The sequence below is a fragment of the Kitasatospora purpeofusca genome (genome assembly GCF_042691725.1).
GTDB lineage: Bacteria > Actinomycetota > Actinomycetes > Streptomycetales > Streptomycetaceae > Kitasatospora > Kitasatospora purpeofusca_B.
This window is the reverse complement of record NZ_CP170483.1, coordinates 6,411,645-6,431,606: the sequence shown is the minus strand read 5'-3', so window position 1 is coordinate 6,431,606 and position 19,962 is coordinate 6,411,645. Positions and strand designations below refer to the sequence as shown.

The 19,962-nt window shown below is 73.0% G+C and carries 18 protein-coding genes; 11 read left to right on the top strand and 7 right to left on the bottom strand.

What is annotated here, in order from left to right; genetic code table 11:
- Nucleotides 1-63 precede the first annotated feature (63 nt).
- Nucleotides 64-2,658 carry an FHA domain-containing protein gene (locus ACFCLZ_RS27825; protein WP_380280346.1) on the bottom strand — a complete coding sequence of 865 codons (2,595 nt, stop codon included), beginning with the start codon at nt 2,656-2,658 and terminating at the stop codon, nt 64-66.
- Between the two features lie 268 nt (nt 2,659-2,926).
- Here ACFCLZ_RS27825 and serB point away from each other — a divergent pair, with 268 nt between their 5' ends.
- Complete coding sequence (gene serB, locus ACFCLZ_RS27820; protein WP_380280344.1) at nt 2,927-4,198, top strand: phosphoserine phosphatase SerB; 1,272 nt, start codon at nt 2,927-2,929, stop codon at nt 4,196-4,198.
- A 66-nt stretch (nt 4,199-4,264) separates the two neighbouring features.
- Here the strand turns inward: serB and ACFCLZ_RS27815 are convergent, their stop codons facing one another.
- The 3 genes from ACFCLZ_RS27815 to ACFCLZ_RS27805 form a co-directional block, all read right to left on the bottom strand.
- Nucleotides 4,265-4,792 carry a SixA phosphatase family protein gene (locus ACFCLZ_RS27815; RefSeq protein ID WP_380280343.1) on the bottom strand — a complete coding sequence of 176 codons (528 nt, stop codon included), beginning with the start codon at nt 4,790-4,792 and terminating at the stop codon, nt 4,265-4,267.
- Nucleotides 4,793-4,904: 112 nt separating this feature from the next.
- Nucleotides 4,905-5,027 carry an SGM_5486 family transporter-associated protein gene (locus ACFCLZ_RS27810; protein ID WP_380280341.1) on the bottom strand — a complete coding sequence of 41 codons (123 nt, stop codon included), beginning with the start codon at nt 5,025-5,027 and terminating at the stop codon, nt 4,905-4,907.
- A 46-nt stretch (nt 5,028-5,073) separates the two neighbouring features.
- Entirely contained in the window at nt 5,074-6,372 is a 1,299-nt protein-coding gene (locus ACFCLZ_RS27805; RefSeq protein ID WP_380280339.1) for a CynX/NimT family MFS transporter, read from the bottom strand.
- A gap of 85 nt (nt 6,373-6,457) precedes the next feature.
- On the opposite strand from ACFCLZ_RS27805, the gene ACFCLZ_RS27800 reads away from it, so the two are divergent.
- From ACFCLZ_RS27800 to ACFCLZ_RS27785, 4 genes are all read left to right on the top strand, one after another.
- Complete coding sequence (locus tag ACFCLZ_RS27800) at nt 6,458-7,132, top strand: FadR/GntR family transcriptional regulator (protein ID WP_380280337.1); 675 nt, start codon at nt 6,458-6,460, stop codon at nt 7,130-7,132.
- 154 nt (nt 7,133-7,286) lie between these two features.
- Nucleotides 7,287-7,631, top strand: a complete 345-nt coding sequence (locus ACFCLZ_RS27795; protein WP_380280336.1) for a WXG100 family type VII secretion target — start codon at nt 7,287-7,289, stop codon at nt 7,629-7,631.
- Nucleotides 7,632-7,633: 2 nt separating this feature from the next.
- Complete coding sequence (locus tag ACFCLZ_RS27790) at nt 7,634-9,799, top strand: DUF6571 family protein (protein ID WP_380280334.1); 2,166 nt, start codon at nt 7,634-7,636, stop codon at nt 9,797-9,799.
- On the top strand, nt 9,796-10,860 hold the full coding sequence (locus ACFCLZ_RS27785) for a hypothetical protein (RefSeq protein WP_380280332.1): 1,065 nt from the start codon (nt 9,796-9,798) through the stop codon (nt 10,858-10,860). The genes ACFCLZ_RS27790 and ACFCLZ_RS27785 overlap by 4 nt, the downstream gene beginning before the upstream one ends.
- 75 nt (nt 10,861-10,935) lie before the next feature.
- Here ACFCLZ_RS27785 and fabI read toward each other — a convergent pair whose 3' ends face one another.
- Nucleotides 10,936-11,703, bottom strand: a complete 768-nt coding sequence (gene fabI / locus ACFCLZ_RS27780) for an enoyl-ACP reductase FabI (RefSeq protein ID WP_380280330.1) — start codon at nt 11,701-11,703, stop codon at nt 10,936-10,938.
- A gap of 3 nt (nt 11,704-11,706) precedes the next feature.
- Nucleotides 11,707-12,429, bottom strand: coding sequence for a 3-oxoacyl-[acyl-carrier-protein] reductase (fabG, locus tag ACFCLZ_RS27775; RefSeq protein WP_380280329.1), 723 nt, complete (start codon nt 12,427-12,429; stop codon nt 11,707-11,709).
- Between the two features lie 374 nt (nt 12,430-12,803).
- Here fabG and ACFCLZ_RS27770 point away from each other — a divergent pair, with 374 nt between their 5' ends.
- The 6 genes from ACFCLZ_RS27770 to ACFCLZ_RS27745 all read left to right on the top strand — a co-directional run bounded on the left by ACFCLZ_RS27770 (nt 12,804) and on the right by ACFCLZ_RS27745 (nt 18,909).
- Nucleotides 12,804-13,949, top strand: coding sequence for an MBL fold metallo-hydrolase (locus ACFCLZ_RS27770; protein WP_380280327.1), 1,146 nt, complete (start codon nt 12,804-12,806; stop codon nt 13,947-13,949).
- A gap of 148 nt (nt 13,950-14,097) precedes the next feature.
- Nucleotides 14,098-15,642 (top strand): TldD/PmbA family protein, encoded by a 1,545-nt coding sequence (locus ACFCLZ_RS27765; RefSeq protein WP_380286304.1) that lies wholly within the window; start codon nt 14,098-14,100, stop codon nt 15,640-15,642.
- Entirely contained in the window at nt 15,642-17,048 is a 1,407-nt protein-coding gene (locus ACFCLZ_RS27760) for a metallopeptidase TldD-related protein (protein ID WP_380280325.1), read from the top strand. Before ACFCLZ_RS27765 ends, ACFCLZ_RS27760 begins: the two co-directional genes overlap by 1 nt.
- 34 nt (nt 17,049-17,082) lie before the next feature.
- A complete protein-coding gene (locus tag ACFCLZ_RS27755) occupies nt 17,083-17,631 on the top strand; it encodes an RNA 2'-phosphotransferase (RefSeq protein ID WP_380280324.1) in 549 nt (182 codons plus the stop codon).
- Nucleotides 17,632-17,735: 104 nt separating this feature from the next.
- Nucleotides 17,736-18,125, top strand: coding sequence for a DUF3099 domain-containing protein (locus tag ACFCLZ_RS27750; protein WP_380280322.1), 390 nt, complete (start codon nt 17,736-17,738; stop codon nt 18,123-18,125).
- A 550-nt stretch (nt 18,126-18,675) separates the two neighbouring features.
- Nucleotides 18,676-18,909: a hypothetical protein gene (locus ACFCLZ_RS27745; RefSeq protein WP_380280320.1), complete on the top strand. Its 234-nt coding sequence runs from the start codon at nt 18,676-18,678 to the stop codon at nt 18,907-18,909.
- Nucleotides 18,910-18,912: 3 nt separating this feature from the next.
- On the opposite strand, the gene moaA is transcribed toward ACFCLZ_RS27745, so the two are convergent.
- On the bottom strand, nt 18,913-19,902 hold the full coding sequence (gene moaA, locus ACFCLZ_RS27740; protein WP_380280318.1) for a GTP 3',8-cyclase MoaA: 990 nt from the start codon (nt 19,900-19,902) through the stop codon (nt 18,913-18,915).
- Nucleotides 19,903-19,962 lie beyond the last annotated feature (60 nt).

The window sequence follows — 19,962 nt, the reverse complement described above, 5'->3', positions numbered from 1 at the left end:
AACGCCGCGGGGGCGGCCCTCCCCGGGTGGGGTGGGCCGCCCCCGCGGGCGGACGGCGGGCGGTCAGCCCTTCTGCATGACCTCGGGCTCGTGGCGGCGCTGGAGGCGGGTCACGACGATGCCGATGACGACCGACATCAGGATCAGGATCCCGGCGTCGAACCAGAACTGGCCGGCGTTGTGGCCCCAGATCGCGTCGTACTCGGGGTTCTGGAAGTCCTTGTTCCAGGGGCCGAGCAGGTGCGAGAGGTCCAGCGTGGTGGCGACCATGCCGGTGCCCCAGCGGGCCGGCATCAGCCAGGCGAACTGTTCCAGGCCGGGCTTGGAGAAGACCTGGAAGAGGCAGCCGGTGAAAACGACCTGGATGATCGCGAACATGACCAGCAGCGGCATGGTCTTCTCGGCGGTCTTGACCAGCGCGGAGATCGCCAGGCCGAACATCATCGAGGCGAAGCTGAGCAGGATCAGGCCGAGGCTCATCTCCAGGATCGGCAGGCTCTTGATCACCAGGCCGTCCGAGGGGAGCTTGCGCGGCAGGAAGCCGACGGCGGAGATGATCGCGCCCTGGATCACGCTGAAGAAGCCCAGCACGATGATCTTGGACATCATGTACGCCGAGCGGGACAGCCCGGTGGCCCGTTCCCGCTCGTAGATCGCCCGTTCCTTGATCAACTCGCGGACGGAGTTGGCCGCCCCGGAGAAGCAGGCGCCGATCGCCAGGATCAGCATGATCGTCGCGGCGCCGCTGTTCAGGCCGAGCTGCGTCTTGGGGTTGCGGGCCAGGCCGGCCTCGTTCGGGATCAGCACGCTGACCGCGCCGAGCACCGCCGGCAGCAGGATCGACAGCGCCAGGAAGCCCCGGTCGGAGGCGAGCACCGAGACGTAGCGGCGGATCAGCGTCCACAGCTGCGAGCCCCAGCTCTGCGGCTTCGGCGGGCGGACGGCCTCCTGGACGATCTGCGCGGACTGCACCGGCTGCACGGCGCCGGAGTCGACGTCGGCCGAGTACTGCTGGTAGTGCACCGAGCCGCGGTAGCGGCCGGCCCAGTCGTGGTCCGGGTAGTTCTCGAAGGCCTGGAAGATGTCGGCCCAGGTCTCGTACCCGAAGAAGTGCAGGGCCTCGTCCGGCGGGCCGAAGTACGCCACCGCCCCGCCCGGCGCCATCACCAGCAGCCGGTCGCAGAGCGCGAGTTCGGCCACCGAGTGGGTGACGACCAGGATGGTGCGGCCGTCGTCGGCGAGGCCGCGCAGCATCTGCATGACCTCGCGGTCCATGCCCGGGTCGAGGCCCGAGGTGGGCTCGTCCAGGAAGATCAGCGAGGGCTTGGTGAGCAGCTCCAGGGCGACCGAGACGCGCTTCTGCTGGCCGCCGGAGAGCGCGGTGATCCGGTTGTCGGCGCGCTTGTCCAGGCGCAGCTCGTAGAGCACCTCGTCGATCCGCGCCTCGCGCTCGCGCGGCTCGGTGTCGCCGGGGAAGCGCAGCCGGGCGGCGTACTTGAGGCCGGTGCGGACGGTCAGTTCCTTGTGCAGGATCTCCGACTGCGGCACCAGGCCGATGCGCGAGCGCAGCTCGGCGAACTGCTTGTAGAGGTTGCGGCCGTCGTAGAGGACGTCGCCGCGGTCGGCCGGGCGGTAGCCGGTGAGGGCGCGCAGCAGGGTCGACTTGCCGGAGCCGGACGGGCCGATGACCGCGACCAGGGACTTCTCCGGGACGCCGAAGCTGACGTCGTCGAGCAGGATCTTCTTGGCGCCCTTGTGCTCGACCTCGACGGTCAGGTGGCGGGCGGAGAAGGAGACCGCGCCGGTGTCGACGAACTCCTGCAGCTGGTCGCCGACCAGCACGAAGCCGGAGTGGCCGACGGTCAGCCGGTCCTGTGGGCCGATCAGCTGGCGCTCGACGCGCCGGCCGTTGAGGAAGATGCCGTTGTGGCTGCCGAGGTCGACGATCTCGTAGCGGCCGTCCGGCAGCTGGCGCAGCTCGGCGTGGTGGCGGGAGACCTGGAGGTCGGAGACCACGATGTCGTTGTCGAGCGCGCGGCCGATCCGGATGGTCTTCATGCCGGCGGTCAGGTTGCGGATGATCGTCGGCTGCGGCCCCCCGTCGTGGGCGGCGGGCGTCGGCTGCGGGAAGCCCTGCTGCTGCGGGAACGGCTGCGGCTGCGCGTGCTGCGGCTGGACGTGCGGCTGCGGCGCGTGCGGCTGCGGCTGCGGCGCGTGCTGCTGGGGCTGCGGCCACTGCTGCTGGTGCGGCTGCTGGGCCTGCGGAGCCTGCCACTGCTGCGCCGGCGGGGCGGCGTGCGGCTGCGGGGCGGGACTGCGGCTGGTGGCCGCCTCGTGCCAGGCCGGGGCCTGGGCGGGCTGGGCGGCCGGCGCGGAGAAGGCGAGCCGGGGGCCGTTCTCGGCGTTGCCGAGGTTGACCACGGCCCCCGGGAACAGCTGCGCCTGCAGGGTGCGGGCGCCGCCGGTGTAGGTGCCGTTGGTGCTCCCGTGGTCGTCCAGCTGCCAACCCGCCCCGTTGAACGAGATGGTGGCGTGCTGCCAGGAGACCCGCGCGTCCTCGAACTGGAAGTCCGCCTGCGGATTGCGACCGATGGTGTAGGACCGCCCGGGTTCCAGGACCCGTTGCTGTCCGTTGATCTCGATGACGAGTTGCGGCACTGCTCGTCTGCCCCGCTCTCTCGGTTCCCCCGATGGTGCGCCCCGGTCAGGTGGGGGCGAAATGATCGTGAATCTGACGGGGGAATCATTCCAGCCCGCCGGGCACCGGTGAAAGCCGCCCCCGCGGACTGTGACCGGGCGGCAACGATTCGCGGACCCCCCTTGGACGACCGGCTCCGGCGCAGGTCCGCGCGCCGGTCCGGCTTGCCGTCCACGACCCGGACGGGTGCCGTCGCGGCGGCGGGCTGCGGGTAGCGTGGGAGGCACCATGAACGCATCGCCCTTGGCCGCCGAGCCGCTCCCCGCCCCGCAGCCCCGGACCGAGGACGGGCGCACCCTGCTCGTCAAGGTGTTCGGCAAGGACCGCCCCGGGATCACCGCCGGGCTCTTCGCCACCCTGGCCGGGTACGGCGTCGAGGTCGTCGACATCGAGCAGGTGGTCACCCGTGGCCGGATAACGCTGTGCGTCCTGGTCAGCGCTCCCCAGGCGCCGGGCGCCGAGGGCGGCCTGCGGGCCGTGGTGCACCGCTGGGCCGAGGACCAGAAGCTCCAGGCCGAGATCCTCTCCGGCATCGGCGACAACCGGCCGCGCCGCGAGGGCCGCTCGCACGTCACTGTCCTCGGCCACCCGCTGACCGCCGCCGCCGTCGCCGCGCTCACCTCCCGGGTCACCGAGTCCGGCGGCAACATCGACCGCGTCTTCCGGCTCGCCAAGTACCCGGTGACCGCCGTCGAGCTGGCCGTCTCGGGTGTGGCGACCGACCGGCTGCGCGCCGAGCTGGCGCAGGAGGCGGCCACCCAGCGGGTGGACGTCGCGGTGGTGGCGGCCGGGCTGGAGCGGCGGGCCAAGCGGCTGGTCGTCATGGACGTCGACTCCACGCTGATCCAGGACGAGGTGATCGAGCTGTTCGCCGCCCACGCGGGCTGCGAGGCGGAGGTCGCCGAGGTGACGGCGGCGGCGATGCGCGGCGAGCTGGACTTCGCCGAGTCGCTGCACGCCCGGGTGGCGCTGCTGGCCGGGCTGGACGCCGCGGTGACCGAGAAGGTGCGCGCGGAGGTCCGGCTCACCCCGGGCGCGCGGACCCTGATCCGCACGCTGCAGAAGCTGGGCTTCCAGGTGGCGGTGGTGTCCGGCGGGTTCACCCAGGTCACCGACCACCTGGTGGAGCAGTTGGGGCTGGACTTCGCGGCGGCGAACACCCTGGAGGTGGTGGACGGGAAGTTCACCGGCCGGGTGGTCGGCGAGATCGTCGACCGGGCGGGCAAGGCGCGCTGGCTGACCCGGTTCGCCGAGCAGGCCAAGGTGCCGCTGGAGCAGACGGTGGCGATCGGCGACGGCGCCAACGACCTGGACATGCTGAACGCGGCCGGGCTGGGCGTGGCGTTCAACGCGAAGCCGGTGGTGCGGCAGGCGGCGGACACCGCGGTGAACGTCCCGTTCCTGGACACCGTGCTGTACCTGCTGGGGATCACCCGCGAGGAGGTCGAGGCGGCCGACGTCCTCGACGGTCCGGCGGACGGCGGCCCGGCGGCCGGCTGACCCGACCCGTACGGCGACGCCGAGGGGCGCGCGGACTCGGTCCGCGCGCCCCTCGGTCGTCCGCGTTCAGTCCTGCGGCGTGAAGTACGAGACCAGCGCGGCCACGCCCGGCTCGACGTCCTTCCAGGAGCCGGAGAAGCTGAGCACCGCGATGGCGGCGGTCGGGAAGCCGCCGAGCCGCAGCCGCTCCAGCGCCTCCCGGTCGCCCTCGTCGCCGGCCAGCACCTGGGTCAGGCCGAGCACCCCGGGGTTGTGGCCGACCAGGACCAGGTCGGCGTACTCCTCCGGGGTCTCCTGGAGGACGGTGATGATCTTGCCGGGGGTGGCCTCGTAGACCCGGTTCTCGTAGACGGTCCGGCGCGAGCGCTTCGGCAGCTCGTGCGCGGCGAGCTTCCACGTCTCCCGGGTGCGCAGGGCGTCGGAGCAGAGCACGTAGTCGGGGTTGATCCCGGAGTCGGTGAGCCAGCGTCCGGCCTCCGGGGCCTGGTGGCGGCCCCGGTCGGCCAGCGGCCGCTCGTGGTCGTCGACGCCGTTGGGCCAGTCGGCCTTGGCATGGCGGAGAACGATGATCCTGCGGGGCGTGTCGGCGCTCATACCCAGCAAGCTTGGCAGAAAAGCCGGCCGGGAGCGCGATGCCGCCCGATGCCGCCACCCGGCGGGGCGGGCGGTGCCATCATGCGCGGTTCACCGGGAGGTCGCCCGGCCGTCAGCCCAGGTTCTGGGCGACGGTCGCGACGATGATCAGCAGGACGACGATGCCGCCGATGGCCGCGGCGATCTGGCCGAGCTTCTTGTGGCCGTCGGTGGGGTTCGGTTCGAGAACGGGCATGCCCGGATTCTCCCACCCCGGACACGCCCGTCCACCACCGGCCCCGTCAGGCCGCGGCCACCGCCCCCGCCGGGACGGCCTCGTCCTCGATGTGCCGGGCCCGGGCCGCCCGCAGGCCGAACAGGATCTGCGGCACCAGCAGCACCGCCAGGAAGCCGAGCGGCAGGTACCACTCACCGGTCGCCTCGTAGAGCCGGCCGATCAGGATCGGGCCGGGGATCGAGATCAGGTAGCCGACGCCCTGGGCGAAGGCCGACAGCTGGGCCACCCCGCCGGCCGTCCGGGCGCGCAGGCCGATCATCGTGAGCACCAGCGGGAAGGCGCAGTTGGACAGGCCCACCAGGACCGCCCACAGCCACGGCGCGCCGGCCGGGGCGAACGCCAGGCCGAGGTAGCCGACGATGCCGAAGGAGGCCAGGACCACCACGAACAGCCGCTGGTCGCCGCGGCGGGCGGCCAGGTTGGGCAGCACGAAGGAGACCGGCACGCCGATCACCATGGTCACCGCCAGCAGCACGCCGGAGGTGCCCTCGGAGATGCCGGAGTCCTGGAAGATCTTCGGCAGCCAGCCCATCACCACGTACGCGCCGGTGGCCTGGCAGCCGAAGAAGCAGGCCAGCGCCCAGGCGGTGCGGCTGCGGGTGATCGGCAGCCGCGCCCCGGCGGCCGCGCCGCCCGACGGCCCGCCGGAGCCCCGCCGGGCGAGCAGCACCGGGATCCAGAGCAGCAGGGCGAGGGCGCCGAGCGCGGCCCACACCCCGAGGCCGATCCGCCAGTCGCCGCCGAGCGCGCTGGTCAGCGGGACGGCCACGGCCGCGGCCAGCGCGGTGCCGCCCGACAGCGCCATCGAGTACAGGCCGATCATCGGCCCGACCTTCTCCGGGAAGTAGCGCTTGATCACCACCGGGATCAGCACGTTGGCGACCGCGACACCGGCCAGCGCCAGCGCGGTCAGCAGCAGGAAGACGGCCGTGTTGCCGGCGAACGACCGGGCCAGCACGCCCGCGGTGATCGCGCCCATGCCGGCGGTGACCACCGCGATCGGGCCGAGCCGGCGGGCCAGTCCGGGCGCGGCGAAGCCGAACAGGGCGAAGCAGAGCGAGGGGACGGCGGTGAGCAGGCCGGCCACCGTCGGGCTCATCCCGAGGTCCTCGCGGACCTGGTCGAGCAGCGGGCCGAGGCTGGTGACCACGGGGCGGAGGTTGAACGCGGCGGCGGCGATCGCGAGGGCGAACAGCCAGCCGAGGGAGCTGCGGCCGGTCGGGGAGGAGCGCTCGGCCGGCGGCCGGGAGGCGGCCCGGGAGGGCTCGATGAGGGGGGCTTCGGTGCCTGCTGCGGACGACATGCGCGCCATCATAGAATGATGGGATGAATTAGCGCATCCTCGAATTGGCATGATGGCCCGACCCACCCGACCCAAGGAGTCCCCCGTGGCGCTGTCCTCGCCGAGGCGCACCCCGCTGTCCGACCAGGTGATCGCCCAGCTGCGCGCCCAGATCACCTCCGGAGAGTGGGCGGTCGGCTCGCGCATCCCCACCGAGGCCGCCCTCGTCGAACAGCTCGGTGTGGCCAGGAACACGGTGCGCGAGGCCGTCCGCGCGCTCGCCCACAACGGACTGCTGGACATCCGCCAGGGCTCCGGCACCTATGTCCTCGCCACCAGCGAACTGGCCGGCGTGATGCACCGCCGCTTCGCCGACGCCGACCGCGCCCAGGTCACCGAACTGCGGGTCACCCTGGAGACCTCCGCCGCCGGTTTCGCCGCCACCCGCCGCACCGACCGCGACCTCGCCCTCATCGACGCCGCCCTGGCCCGCCGCGAGGACGCCTGGCGCGCGGGGGACGCCGAGGACTTCGTCCAGGCCGACGCCGCCTTCCACCAGGCCGTCGTCGCCGCCGCCCACAACGACGTGCTCGCCGTCCTCTACGCCGATCTCGGCGAGGTGACCCGTGCCCAACTGCGCCACCGGGTCGGCCCCGAGCTCATCGCCGAGCGCTACCTCGGCCACGACAGGATCGTCGACGCCATCCGGGCCCGCGACCCCGAGCGCGCCTCCCACGAGGCCGCCCGCGCCATCGGCGCGTGCAGCGACCCCGTCGCCTGACCCCGCCGTCCGGCCCCTTCTGCCCGGCCCCGCGCCCCGCCCCCGGGAGATGACCTTGCTCCTTGCCGGGGGCGGGATTTGGCGTGCTAACGTCCCGGGGAAATTTCGCGGACGGCCGCACTCCGGTCGCATGTGGACACAACGGGGAGAACTGATGGCGGATCCGGACCTGAAACTGGGCCAGGGACCGGGCGGTGGGACGCCGACGAAGGTGTCGACGCCGGCCCTCGACAAGGCGGCGACCTCCCTGGACGGCATCGCCAACGACAGCACCGCGGCCGGCAAGGCGGCCGACGAGTCGACCGAGGCCGCGGCCACGAAGCTGAGCGGCTGGGACACCGCGTCGGCGCTGCGCGGTGCGGTCAAGGAGTGGCACGAGCAGGTCTCGCAGCTCAACGGCCGCCTCAACCAGGAGGCTGGGATGATGCGGCAGACCCACACCAACTACCTGAGCGTCGAGCAAGGCATCGCCACGTCGTTCACCCCCGGGAAGGGCTGACCATGAGCCTGCTCGGTTTCGAGGACGTCATGAAGGCCGACCCGTCCGCGATGGCCAAGGCCGCCGCCGACTGGACGGCGATGGCCGGCAAGTACCAGCAGATCCAGCACCGGCTGGAGACCGAGGTGCTCGCGTTCACCGGCAACCAGGGCCTGTGGATGGGCTCCACCGCCTCCGCCGCCAACCAGCACGTGAGCGTCACCCGCCAGCAGAGCATCGACGCGCAGACCGAGGCCAAGGCGGTCGCCTCGATCATCACCGACGCCAAGAGCGACTTCGAGTCGGCGCAGAAGAAGCTGAAGCAGGCCGTCGCCGACGCCCAGGCCGACGGCATGAAGGTGACCGGCACCGGCGCCGTGATGTTCGACGTCGGCGCGCTCGACCCGGCCACCAAGCAGGAGTACCGCCACGACCGGGACTACCAGCAGGAGCGCGGCGAGGCCGCCGGCCAGTGGGCGCAGAAGATCAAGACCTACGTGGAGGAGGCGACCGCCGCCGACCAGCGGGCCGCCCTCCAGCTGCGCCGCGCCGCCAAGGTCGGCGACCTCTCGAACGAGTTCAACGGCCGGGCCGTCGGCGGCGGCGACGAGGCGGACGGCCGGCGGGCCGCCGAACTCGCCGCCCGGCTCAAGGAGGGCAAGACCCTCACCCCGGAGGAGTTCGCCGAGCTCAACAACCTGATGAAGGCCAACTCCGGCAGCCCGGTCTACGGCCAGACCCTGCTCAACGCGCTCGGCCCCGAGGGCACCCTGCTGCTCGCCGACGAGCTGGAGGTCCGGCTCAACGACCGCGACGGCAAGAACAAGGGCGAGTACGGCGAGCTGCAGACCAACCTCGCCAACACCATCGCCGGCGCCACCCGGGACACCAACGGCAAGTTCTACCAGGACTTCCGCAAGGGCCTGCAGGAAGCCGGCGTCAAGAACGTCAACGAGCGCCACTTCGGCGGCGGCGCCGAGCCGATCTACGGCTACCAGACCCTCACCACCCTGCTCCAGCACGGCAACGCCGGGTACGGCTCGCAGTTCCTGAACGACCTCGGCACCGACATCCTCGGCGCCGAGCGCGACAAGAACCGCTGGGCCTCGCACCAGTTCAACGGCCCGCGCCCGGACCTGGAGTACGACCCCGTGAACGGCGTGCTCAAGCTGATGGGCCAGAACCCGGACGCCGCCACCATGTTCCTCGACCCCAAGGCCCCCGGCGCCGACGACCGCCTCAAGTACCTGCTGCGCGACCGCGAGTGGCCCACCTCGTACGTCAACACCCTGTACGGCCCGCCGATGGTCGACAAGACCACCCACCAGGACGGCCTCGCCGCCGCCCTGGAGGCCGCCGCCACCGGCAACGTCCCCGGCCAGGGCACCCACAACGGCGGCCCGCACACCCCGGCCCAGGCCCGGGTCATGGAGGGCGTGATCTCGGCCCTGGACGGCGGGGGCAAGGGCAGCGAGATCCACGACGACCTGAAGATGCCGCTGGCCAACGCGCTGTCGGACTACGTCGACGACACGCACAAGATCCTCAGCGACCACGTCAGCAGCGGCAGCGGCGGCGTCCGGGAGGAGAACGGCGAGGGCCACCTCGACGGCGGCGCCGACAGCCTCGTCCGCGTGCTGCGCGGCGTCTCGGACGAGCCCGAGGCCTACGCGCTGCTCTACGGCGCCGAACGGGCCAAGGCCGCCGAGATCATCGGCGGACTGCCGGCCGACCCCCGCGCGGAGCGCGACGTGGTCGACCTCCCGGCCCAGCGCGTCGGCACCGCGCTCGGCGCCTACGACGCCATCCGCTCGGACGTCATCCTCGACAACAAGGACGACCGGATGGAGTGGGCCGACAAGACCAGCTCGTTCGCCTCCTCGATGAACGGCACCGTGACCGGCTTCATCCCGGAGGTCGGCGACATCGCGGGAACGCTCGTCGACATGGGCATCGAGCAGTGGGCGGACGACGTCAAGAAGGACGCCCAGGACGCCGGCAACAAGAGCTCCTCCGACCACCACTTCGCCGCTCTGAACCAGAGCAAGGAGATGGCCCTCGGCTGGGGCCGCGCCAACGGCTACACGACGGACGCCCGGGCCGACCTCGTCTACTCCAACATCGAGAACGGCCACACCAACGGCCACGCGAACGCGATGAGCGCCCTCGGACGGAACGGCCAGCAGTGAGACTCTCCCGACGCGCCTGGGCGACCGTCGCCGGAGCGCTCGTCCTGGTCCTCGCCGCGGGCGGCTTCGCCACCTGGCGGTACACCAACCTGTTCCTCCCGGACCGGCTCTGCGACGGCGCCATTGCCGCCGAGGACGCCGAACGGGTCCTCGGCAGCGGCAAGATCGTGGTCGCCGACAGCGACGTGTCGACCGACCGCGACGACCCGGACGCCTACTGCGCGATCAGCCTCGAGCGCGGCGGCACGTACGTCGCCGAGATCCACCTGCGCACCAAGAAGGCCGAGCTCTTCGAGCCTTCCCTGCAGGCCGATCCGGCGATGTCCCAGTCGGACCGCGGGCCGGTCGGCGCGTTCGGCAACGCCCGCGGCTGGCTGCTGATGGCGCCGGGCTGCCGACTCGCCGACCTGGACACGAACCACTACCCGAAGCGGGACGCCGACGCGGTCGCCGTGGACGTGGTCCGCGCCAAGGAGCCCGACCCCTACCGCTTCGTCCGCGCGGACACGACCGCGTCGCCCGAGGCGCGGCAGGATCTGGCCGGGCTGGCCGCCGACTTCGCGGCAGCGGTCGCCCGCCGCTCCGGCTGCGGATCGGCGGAGGTCCCCGACGTCCACCTGACCACCGGCGAACAGATCGCGCAGCCCGTCGACGAAGGACAGCTCTGCAAGCTTGCGGGTGCCACCGCCGCCAACAAGCTCCGGCCCGGCGCCCGCCAGGACATCAGCAGTCCCTCGGCGCCGGTCCAGACCTGCTGGATCTACGACAACGACCGGTCGACACCGCTCTATCGGTTCACCGGCACTCTCGATGCCCGCTATCCGAATTTCGCCATGCTCGGCACCGGCAGCGATCCGCTGGGCCCCTTGCCGACCGGCTGGCGGGGAACCGGCAAGGACAACCGCGTGGTCGCTCCGTGCGGCCCCGGCAGTCTCGTGCTCGAGGTCTTCCGGTCCTCGAGCGACGACCGGGAGGTTCCGGCCGTCGACACCCCCGCCTTCCGCACCTGGGCCAACGCCATGGCCACCAAGTACGGCTGCAAGCCGGTCGCCCCGCAGTAGCCCCGCGCGAGAACGCCGCTGCCCGGCCCCCTCCTCCTCGGAAGGGGTGCCGGGCAGCGGCGTGTGCGGGAGGCGTCAGGCGCCGATGGCGTGCAGGCCGCCGTCGACGTGGACGATCTCGCCGGTGGTCTTCGGGAACCAGTCCGACAGCAGGGCGACGACGCCACGGCCGGCCGGCTCCGGGTCGCTCAGGTCCCACTTCAGCGGGGAGCGGGTGTCCCAGGTGGCGGCCAGGTCGGGGAAGCCCGGGATGGACTTGGCGGCCATCGAGCCGATCGGGCCGGCCGAGACCAGGTTGCAGCGGATGTTCCGCTCGCCCAGGTAGCGCGCCAGGTAGCGGTTGGTCGACTCCAGGGCGGCCTTCGCCGGGCCCATCCAGTCGTACTGCGGCCAGGCGTACTGGGCGTCGAAGGTGAGGCCGACGACCGCGCCGCCGTCCTGCATCAGCGGCAGCAGCGCCGTGGTGAGCGACTTCAGCGAGTACGCCGAGACGTGCATGGCGGTGGCCACGGACTCCCACGGCGTGTTCAGGAAGTTGCCGCCCAGCGCGTCCTGCGGGGCGAAGCCGATCGAGTGGACGATGCCGTCCAGGCTCGGCAGGTGCTCGCGCACCTGGTCGGCGATGCCGGCCAGCTGCTCCTCGCTGGAGACGTCCAGCTCCAGGACCTTGACCGGGTTCGGCAGCTTCCTGGCGATGCGCTCGGTCAGGCTCGGCCGCGGGAAGGCGGTCAGGATGACCTCGGCGCCCTGCTCCTGGGCCAGCTTGGCGGTGTGGAAGGCGATGGAGGACTCCATCAGCACACCGGTGATCAGGATGCGCTTGCCCTCAAGGATTCCGCTCATGTCTCAGTGACCCATGCCCAATCCGCCGTCGACGGGAATGACGGCTCCGGTGATGTACGCGGCCTCGTCCGAACCGAGGAACCGCACGGTGGAAGCGACCTCGGCGGGCGCCGCGTAACGGCCCAGGGGCACGCCGGCGACGATCTCCGCGCGGCGCTCGTCGCTGAGCACCGCGGTCATGTCGGTGTCCACGAAGCCGGGGGCGACCACGTTGACGGTGATGTTGCGCGGGCCCAGCTCGCGGGCCAGCGAACGGGCGAAGCCGACCAGGCCGGCCTTGGACGCGGCGTAGTTGGCCTGGCCCGGGGAGCCGGAGAGGCCGACGACCGAGGAGATCAGCACGATCCGGCCCTTGCGGGCGCGCATCATCAGCTTGGAGGCGCGCTTCACCACGCGGAAGGTGCCGGTGAGGTTGGTGTCCAGGACGGACGTGAAGGCCTCCTCCGACATCCGCAGCAGCAGGGTGTCGTTGGTGATGCCGGCATTGGCGACCAGCACCTCGACCGCGCCGCCGTGCGCGGCCTCGATCTCGGTCAGCGCGGCGTCCACCTGGGCACTGTCGGTGATGTCGCAGCGCACCGCGAGCACGTCGTACTTGGCCAGCTGCTCGGGGACCTCACCCGACCGGCTGGTGATGGCGACCTTGTCGCCCGCCTCGGCGAAGGCCAGGGCGATCGCGAGGCCGATGCCCCGGTTGCCTCCGGTGACGAGAACCGAGCGGCTCAACGATCCACCTCTCTCCGTTGTGTGCGCACGCCGTGATGCCCGCGTACCACTCCGTGATGTCCGCGTACGTCGTAACGAGGTACGCGGTGTGACGCTATCGGTCGTTCCGGCGCGGCGGCGAATCGAGCTCCCACAGCGCCGCACCGGCGGAACTGTCGGTACCCGACAATCCGTGTCCGGCCGGATTTCCCGCGATTCGCCCACCGCCCCGCGCCGGATTGTCGTGTCCACTGAGCGGCCCGTCCGGGAACCCGGCGGCGGGGCACGCCCGTTGTGCCCCCAGGTGCGGCACGACGCCGGGGCCGCCGCACCGGGGCCGACGACGGCCCTCGACCGGACAGCGGCCCCGGTGACGAGCGGAGGCGGAGCGCGGAATGAGCGAGGCACGGGCCGGGACCACCCACCGGCGCGGACGACTGGCGGCCCTGGCCGCGCTGGCGGTCGGCGCGGGAGCGGTCGCCTGGGCGCTGCGCGACCTCCCGGCGGCGTTCGGCCGCCGGCCGGACGGCGAGCGCGAGGAACGGCTGCGCAACTCCCCCCAGTACCGCGACGGCGTCTTCCACAACGCGCCCTCCGAGCTGGCCCGGGCGGCCGCGCCGTCCGGCATCGACCCGCAGACGGTGCGCCGGGTGCTGTTCCAGCGCGACGGCCGCACCCCGAGCCGCGCGGTGCCCGTCGTCGGCCCGGCCGACGGCGCGGGCCCGGCCGCCGAGGGCGTGGCGGTCACCTGGTACGGGCACGCCTCGGCGCTGGTCGAGATCGAGGGCTCGCGGGTGCTGCTCGACCCGATCTGGAGCGAGCGCTGCTCCCCCGCCGCGCAGGTCGGCCCGCGCCGGCTGCACCCGGTGCCGGTGGAGCTGGAGGAGCTGCCGCAGCTGGACGCGGTGCTCATCTCGCACGACCACTACGACCACCTGGACATGGCGACCGTCCGGCGGCTGGTGCGCAGCCAGTCCGCGCCGTTCGCGGTGCCGCTCGGCATCGGCGCCCACCTGCGCCGCTGGGGCGTGCCCGAGCACCGGATCATCGAGCTGGACTGGGACGAGACCTGCACGCTCGGCGACCTGGCGCTCACCCTGACCGCCGCCCACCACTTCTCCGGCCGCGGCCTGACCCGCAACACCACGCTGTGGGGCTCCTGGGTGGTCGCCGGGCCGAGCCGCAAGGTCTACTACACCGGCGACTCCGGCTACTTCGAGGGCTACGCGCGGATCGGCGCCGAGCACGGCCCGTTCGACGCCGCGCTCGTCCAGGTCGGCGCCTACGACCCGGCCTGGGCGGACATCCACATGACGCCCGAGGACGCCGTCCTCGCCCACCGGGAGCTGAACGCCGAGCTGCTGCTCCCGGTGCACTGGTGCACCTTCAACCTGGGCCTGCACCCGTGGGCCGAGCCGGTCGAGCGGCTGCTGGTGGCGGCGAAGGAGCACAGCGTGCGGCTGGCGGTCCCGCGCCCCGGTGAACGGGTGGACGTCGACAACCCGCCGGAGCTGGACGGCTGGTGGGAGGGCGTCGGCTGAGGCGTGTCCGACCGGGCCGGCCGCCGCACCGGAAATGCGCTGGCCGAAACCCCTTTGACGGGCAATGATGCGGTGCGGGCTCCCCTTTTGTGCGCAGGAGGGCGCCCGCACCCGCCGTCCGCCCGACCAGGGAGCCCGATTGCCTCCGCTGCCCCCGACCAGCACGCCCCCGTCCCGCGCCGTCGACCCGCTCTTCCTCGGCCTCCCGCTGCGCGCCCTCGCCGACGCCGCCCTCGCCCGGGCCCGCGAACTCGGCGCCGCGCACGCCGACTTCCGCCTGGAGCGGGTCCGCAGCGCCTCCTGGCGGCTGCGCGACGCCCGCCCGGCCGGCACCTCCGACAGCGTGCAGCTCGGCTTCGCCGTCCGGGTGCTGCTGGACGGCGCCTGGGGCTTCGCGTCCGGGGTGGACCTCACCCCCGACGCGGCGGCCCGGGTGGCCGAGCAGGCCGTCGCGGTGGCCCGGCTCTCCGGCGGGATCAGCCGCACCGCGGGGTCGACGGACCGGGTCGAGCTGGCCGACGAGCCGGTGCACCGGGACGCCACCTGGGTCTCCGCGTACCAGGTGAACCCCTTCGAGGTGCCGGACGCCGAGAAGACGGCGCTGCTCGCCGGGTGGAGCGCGCGCCTGCTGGCCGCCGAGGGCGTCTCGCACGTCCAGGCGACCCTGCTGACCGTCCAGGAGAACAAGTTCTACGCGGACACCGCCGGCACCGTCACCACCCAGCAGCGGATCCGGCTGCACCCGGTCCTGGAGGCCACCTCGGTGGACGGGCGCACCGGCGCCTTCGACTCGATGCGCACCCTGGCCCCGCCGGTCGGGCGCGGCTGGGAGTACGTGACGGGCACCGGCTGGGACTGGGACGCCGAGCTCGCCGGGCTGCCCGTCCTGCTAGCCGAGAAGATGCGGGCGCCGAGCGTCGAGCCGGGCCGCTACGACCTGGTGATCGACCCGTCCAACCTCTGGCTGACCATCCACGAGTCGATCGGCCACGCCACCGAGCTGGACCGCGCCCTCGGCTACGAGGCCGCCTACGCGGGCACCTCCTTCGCCACCTTCGACCGGCTCGGCTCGCTGAAGTACGGCTCCGAGCTGATGCACGTCACCGGCGACCGCACCACCGAGCACGGCCTGTCCACCGTCGGCTACGACGACGAGGGGGTGGCCGCGCAGTCCTGGGACCTCGTCAAGGACGGCGTGCTGGTCGGCTACCAGCTCGACCGCGCCATGGCGAGGCTCAAGGGCTTCGAGCGCTCCAACGGCTGCGCCTTCGCCGACTCCCCCGCGCACGTCCCGGTGCAGCGAATGGCCAACGTCTCGCTCCGGCCGGCCGAGGGCGGCCCGTCCACCGAGGGCCTGTTCGCGGGCGTCGAGAACGGCCTCTACATCGTCGGCGACCGTTCGTGGTCCATCGATCAGCAGCGGTACAACTTCCAGTTCACCGGGCAGCGCGCCTACGCCATCCGCAACGGCGAACTCGCGGGCCAGGTCAAGGACTTCGCCTACCAGGCCACCACCACCGACTTCTGGGGCTCGATGGCGGCCGTCGGCGGCCCGCAGACCTATGTGCTGGGCGGCGCCTTCAACTGCGGCAAGGCGCAGCCCGGCCAGGTCGCCGCGGTCAGCCACGGCTGCCCCTCCGCGCTGTTCCGCAACGTCAACGTGCTCAACACCCAGCAGGAGGCGGGCCACTGATGACCGCGACGACGCAGCCCCACGAACTCGTCGAGCTGGCGCTCGGCCTCTCCCGCGCCGACGGCTGCGTGGTGATCGCCGACGAGGAGTCCACCGCCAACCTGCGGTGGGCCGGCAACGCGCTCACCACCAACGGCGTCACCCGGGGCCGGCGGCTCACCGTGATCGCCACGGTGGCCGGTGCCGAGGGCACCGCCTCCGGCGTGGTCTCCCGCGAGGCCGCCGGGCCGGACGACGTGGCCGACCTGGTCCGGGCCGCCGAGGAGGCCGCCCGCGCCGCCGGCCCGGCCGAGGACGCGCAGCCGCTGGTCACCGCCACCGAGCAGCAGAACTCGCCGGACTTCACCCGGCCGCCCGCGGAGACCTCGATCGAGGTGTTCGCGGAGTTCGGACCGGCCCTCGGCCGGGCCTTCGCCCGCGCCGCCGAGCAGGGCGAGCTGCTGTACGGCTTCGCCCGGCACGAGATGGTCACCAGCTACCTGGGCACCTCCACCGGCCTGCGGCTGCGCCACGACCAGCCGACCGGCACGTTCGAGCTGAACGCCAAGACCGCCGACCTGTCCGGCTCCGCCTGGACCGGCGCCGCCACCCGGGACTTCTCCGACGTGGACGTCACCGCCCTGCACGCCGAGGCGACCCGCCGGCTCGGCTGGGGCGCGCGCCGGATCGACCTGCCGGCCGGCCGGTACGAGACGCTGCTGCCGCCGTCCGCCGTCGCCGACCTCATGGTGTACCTGAACTGGTCGGCCGGCGGCCGGGACGCCTTCGAGGGCCGGACGGTCTTCTCCAAAAAGGGAGGGGGCACCCGGATCGGCGAGAAGCTGGCCGGGCTGCCGCTGACGCTGCGCTCCGACCCGCACGAGCCGGGCCTGGAGGCCGCGCCGTTCGTGCTGGCGCACGCCAGCGAGGACGAGGCGTCGGTGTTCGACAACGGCCTGCCGCTGACCGCCACCGACTGGATCCGGGACGGCGAGCTGGCCGCCCTGGTCACCAGCCGCCACGCGGCCGCGCTGGGCGGGCTGCCGCTGCGCCCGGCGGTCGACAACCTCGTCCTGGAGGGCTCCGGCCAGGAGGCCGCGCCGACCCTGGAGGAGATGATCGCCCGCACCGAGCGCGGCCTGCTGCTCACCTGCCTCTGGTACATCCGCGAGGTGGACCCGGCGACCCTGCTGCTGACCGGCCTCACCCGGGACGGCGTCTACCTGGTGGAGAACGGCGAGGTGGTCGGGGCGGTCAACAACTTCCGCTTCAACGAGTCGCCGGTGGAGATGCTCGGCCGGATCACCGAGGTCGGCCGCACCGAGCGCTGCCTGCCCCGCGAGTGGGGCGACTGGTTCACCCGGACGGCGATGCCGCCGGTCCGGGTTTCGGGATTCAACATGAGCTCGGTCAGCCAGGCCTCGTAGCCGGGGCCCGGCCGACCGGAGGAGGATCGGCCTGATGGACGAGAAACGCACGGTGAAGACCAGCAAGATGCTGTCGCGCATCCTGCGGCACGACCCCGGCCGGGTCGGGATCACCCTGGATCCGGCCGGCTGGGTCCGGGTGGACACGCTGCTCGGCGCGCTGGCCGCCCGGGGCAACCGGCTGACCAGGGCCGAGCTGGACCACGTGGTGGAGACCAACAACAAGCGCCGCTTCGCCTACTCGCCGGACGGCCTCTCGATCCGGGCCAGCCAGGGCCACACGGTGGCGGTCGACCTCGGGCTGGCCGCCACCGAGCCCCCGCCGGTGCTGTTCCACGGCACGGCGAGCCGGAGCCTGCCGGCGATCCTTCGCGAGGGCCTGCGCCCGATGGCCCGGCAGGACGTCCACCTGTCGGCGGACACCGGGACCGCGACCCGGGTGGGCGCCCGGCACGGCCGGCCGGTGGTGCTCCTGGTGGACGCGGCCGCGATGGCGGCGGCGGGCCATGAGTTCCGGGTGAGCGCCAACGGGGTCTGGCTGACGGACGTGGTGCCGCCGGAGTACCTCTCGCAGGGCCGATAGGGGCATCTCCGCGGACCCGGTCTCGTCCGCGGACCCCTCCCGGCGTACCGTGAGATGGCCGCGCGGCGAGGCGCGCGGGCGCGCGGACAAGGGCGGTTTGGGACATGGGCAAGAGCGCCGAGGGCGAGCAGGTCTACCGGATCACGGGGGCCCGCAGCAGCCTCAGCGAGGACGTCCGGGGGCGGCAGCGCCGGTACGTCGCCTCGATGCTGCTGCGCACGGTCTGCGTGCTGCTCGCGGTGGTGCTGTGGGACGTCCAGCGGTGGCTGGCGTTCGCGGCGCTGGCGGGCGGGGTGCTGCTGCCGTACTTCGCGGTGCTGCTCGCCAACGCGGGCCGGGAGCGCGCCCCGGGCCTGCCGTCCACCTTCGACGTGCCGCCGACCACGCAGCTGATGCTGGGTCCCGGCGGCGCCGGTGCGCGCGGTGCGGATGTGACGCAGGGTACTGATGGGGCCGGGCGTGTGCCCACCGATTCTTCACAGGACCGGAGCTGACCGTCCGTTTTGAGCCACAATCCACCGGTTGCCTGGCTGGAAAGCTCAAAAGAAGCTCAGATTAATCATGCAAGACCTCCCCATACCCGCCTCGGGCCGTGACATACTGCGTACGCGCTCCGCATCCCCCGTCGGAGCGACGGACCGACGCCGGGCGGCTCCCCCCGTGGCTGCCCGGCGTCGCCCCCTTCCCCCCCTTTTTTGGGCTCGGCTCGCCTCCGGGCCGCTCCGGTCCGGCGCCGACGGTCGGCGCTCCAATGCCGCTCCTTCGTCGCGGCCTCCTCGCTTCTCCCCCTTTTTTGGGCTCGGCTCGCCTCCGGGCCGCTCACGTCCGGTGCCGACGGTCGGCGCTCCAACGCCGCGACTTCGTCACGGCGTCCTCGCTTCTCCCTTTCGGCACCGGCGCGGCCCTTCGGCTCGCTCGCACGTGCTCCGGCTCCCCCGGTGTCGGGCTCGGTGCTCGGGCGCGGGCTCTCGCGCGGTGCTCATCGGGGCGCGTGACAGACTGGCGGTGACCGCTCCCCCGCCGACCGCCCGAGGACGACCGCCGATGCTGCTCCCCGACACCCCCCAGCCGCAGACGCCGATCTGCTCCGCCAAGGGCTGCCGCGCGGACGCCGTCTGGGTGCTGGTCTGGAACAACCCCAAGCTGCACACCCCCGACCGCCGCAAGACCTGGCTGGCCTGCGACGAGCACCGGGAGCACCTCTCCCAGTTCCTCGGTGTGCGCGGCTTCCTCAAGGAGGTCGTCGGCTTCACCGAGTGGACCCCCGAGGAGGGCTGAGCCTCAGCCCCCGATGGCCGACATCGGGCGGGCGGGCTGGTGGAACTCCGGGTCGTCGATGCCGGCGCCGGCCTTCTTGCCCCACATCGCGGCGCGCCACAGCGCGGCCAGCTCGGCGTCGTCCGCGCCGGAGCGCAGGGCGGTGCGCAGATCGGTCTCACCGGTGGCGAAGAGGCAGTTGCGGACCTGACCGTCGGCGGTGAGCCGGGTGCGGTCGCAGGCGCGGCAGAACGGACGGGTCACCGAGGCGATCACGCCCACCCGGCCCGGTCCGCCGTCCACCACCCAGCGTTCGGCGGGGGCCGCGCCGCGGGCGGCGGAGTGCTCGGGGGTGAGGGCGAACCGGGCGGACAGCCGCTCCAGGATCTCCTCGGCGGTGATCATCGCGGAGCGGTCCCAGCCGTGCTGGGCGTCCAGCGGCATCTGCTCGATGAACCGCAGTTCGTAGCCGCGCTCCAGGCACCAGGCGAGCAGTTCGGGCGCCTCGTGCTCGTTGACGCCCCGCATCAGCACCGCGTTGAGCTTGACCGGCACGAGCCCGGCGGCCTCGGCGGCGGCCAGGCCGGCCAGCACGTCGTGGTGGCGGCGGCGCCGGGTGAGGGTGTGGAAGGTGTCCTCGTCGAGGGTGTCGAGCGAGACGTTGACCCGGTCCAGGCCGGCCGAGCGCAGCGCCGCGGCGGTGCGGGCGAGGCCGATGCCGTTGGTGGTGAGCGAGAGTTCGGGGCGCGGGTCGAGGGCGGCGCAGGCCTCCACGATGCCGACCAGTCCGGGGCGCAGCAGCGGCTCTCCGCCGGTGAAGCGGACCTCCTGGACGCCGAGGTCGCGCACCGCGAGGGTCACCAGCCGGACGATCTCCTCGTCGGTGAGCAGCTCGGGCTTGGCCAGCCACCGCAGGCCCTCCTCCGGCATGCAGTAGGTGCAGCGCAGATTGCACCGGTCGGTGAGGGAGACCCGCAGGTCGACGGCGCGGCGGCCGAAGGTGTCGAGCAGCACGGCGGTCCCTTCCCGAGTGAGGTGCCGCCGACGGCGGCCGGCCCGGCCACCGTCACGGCG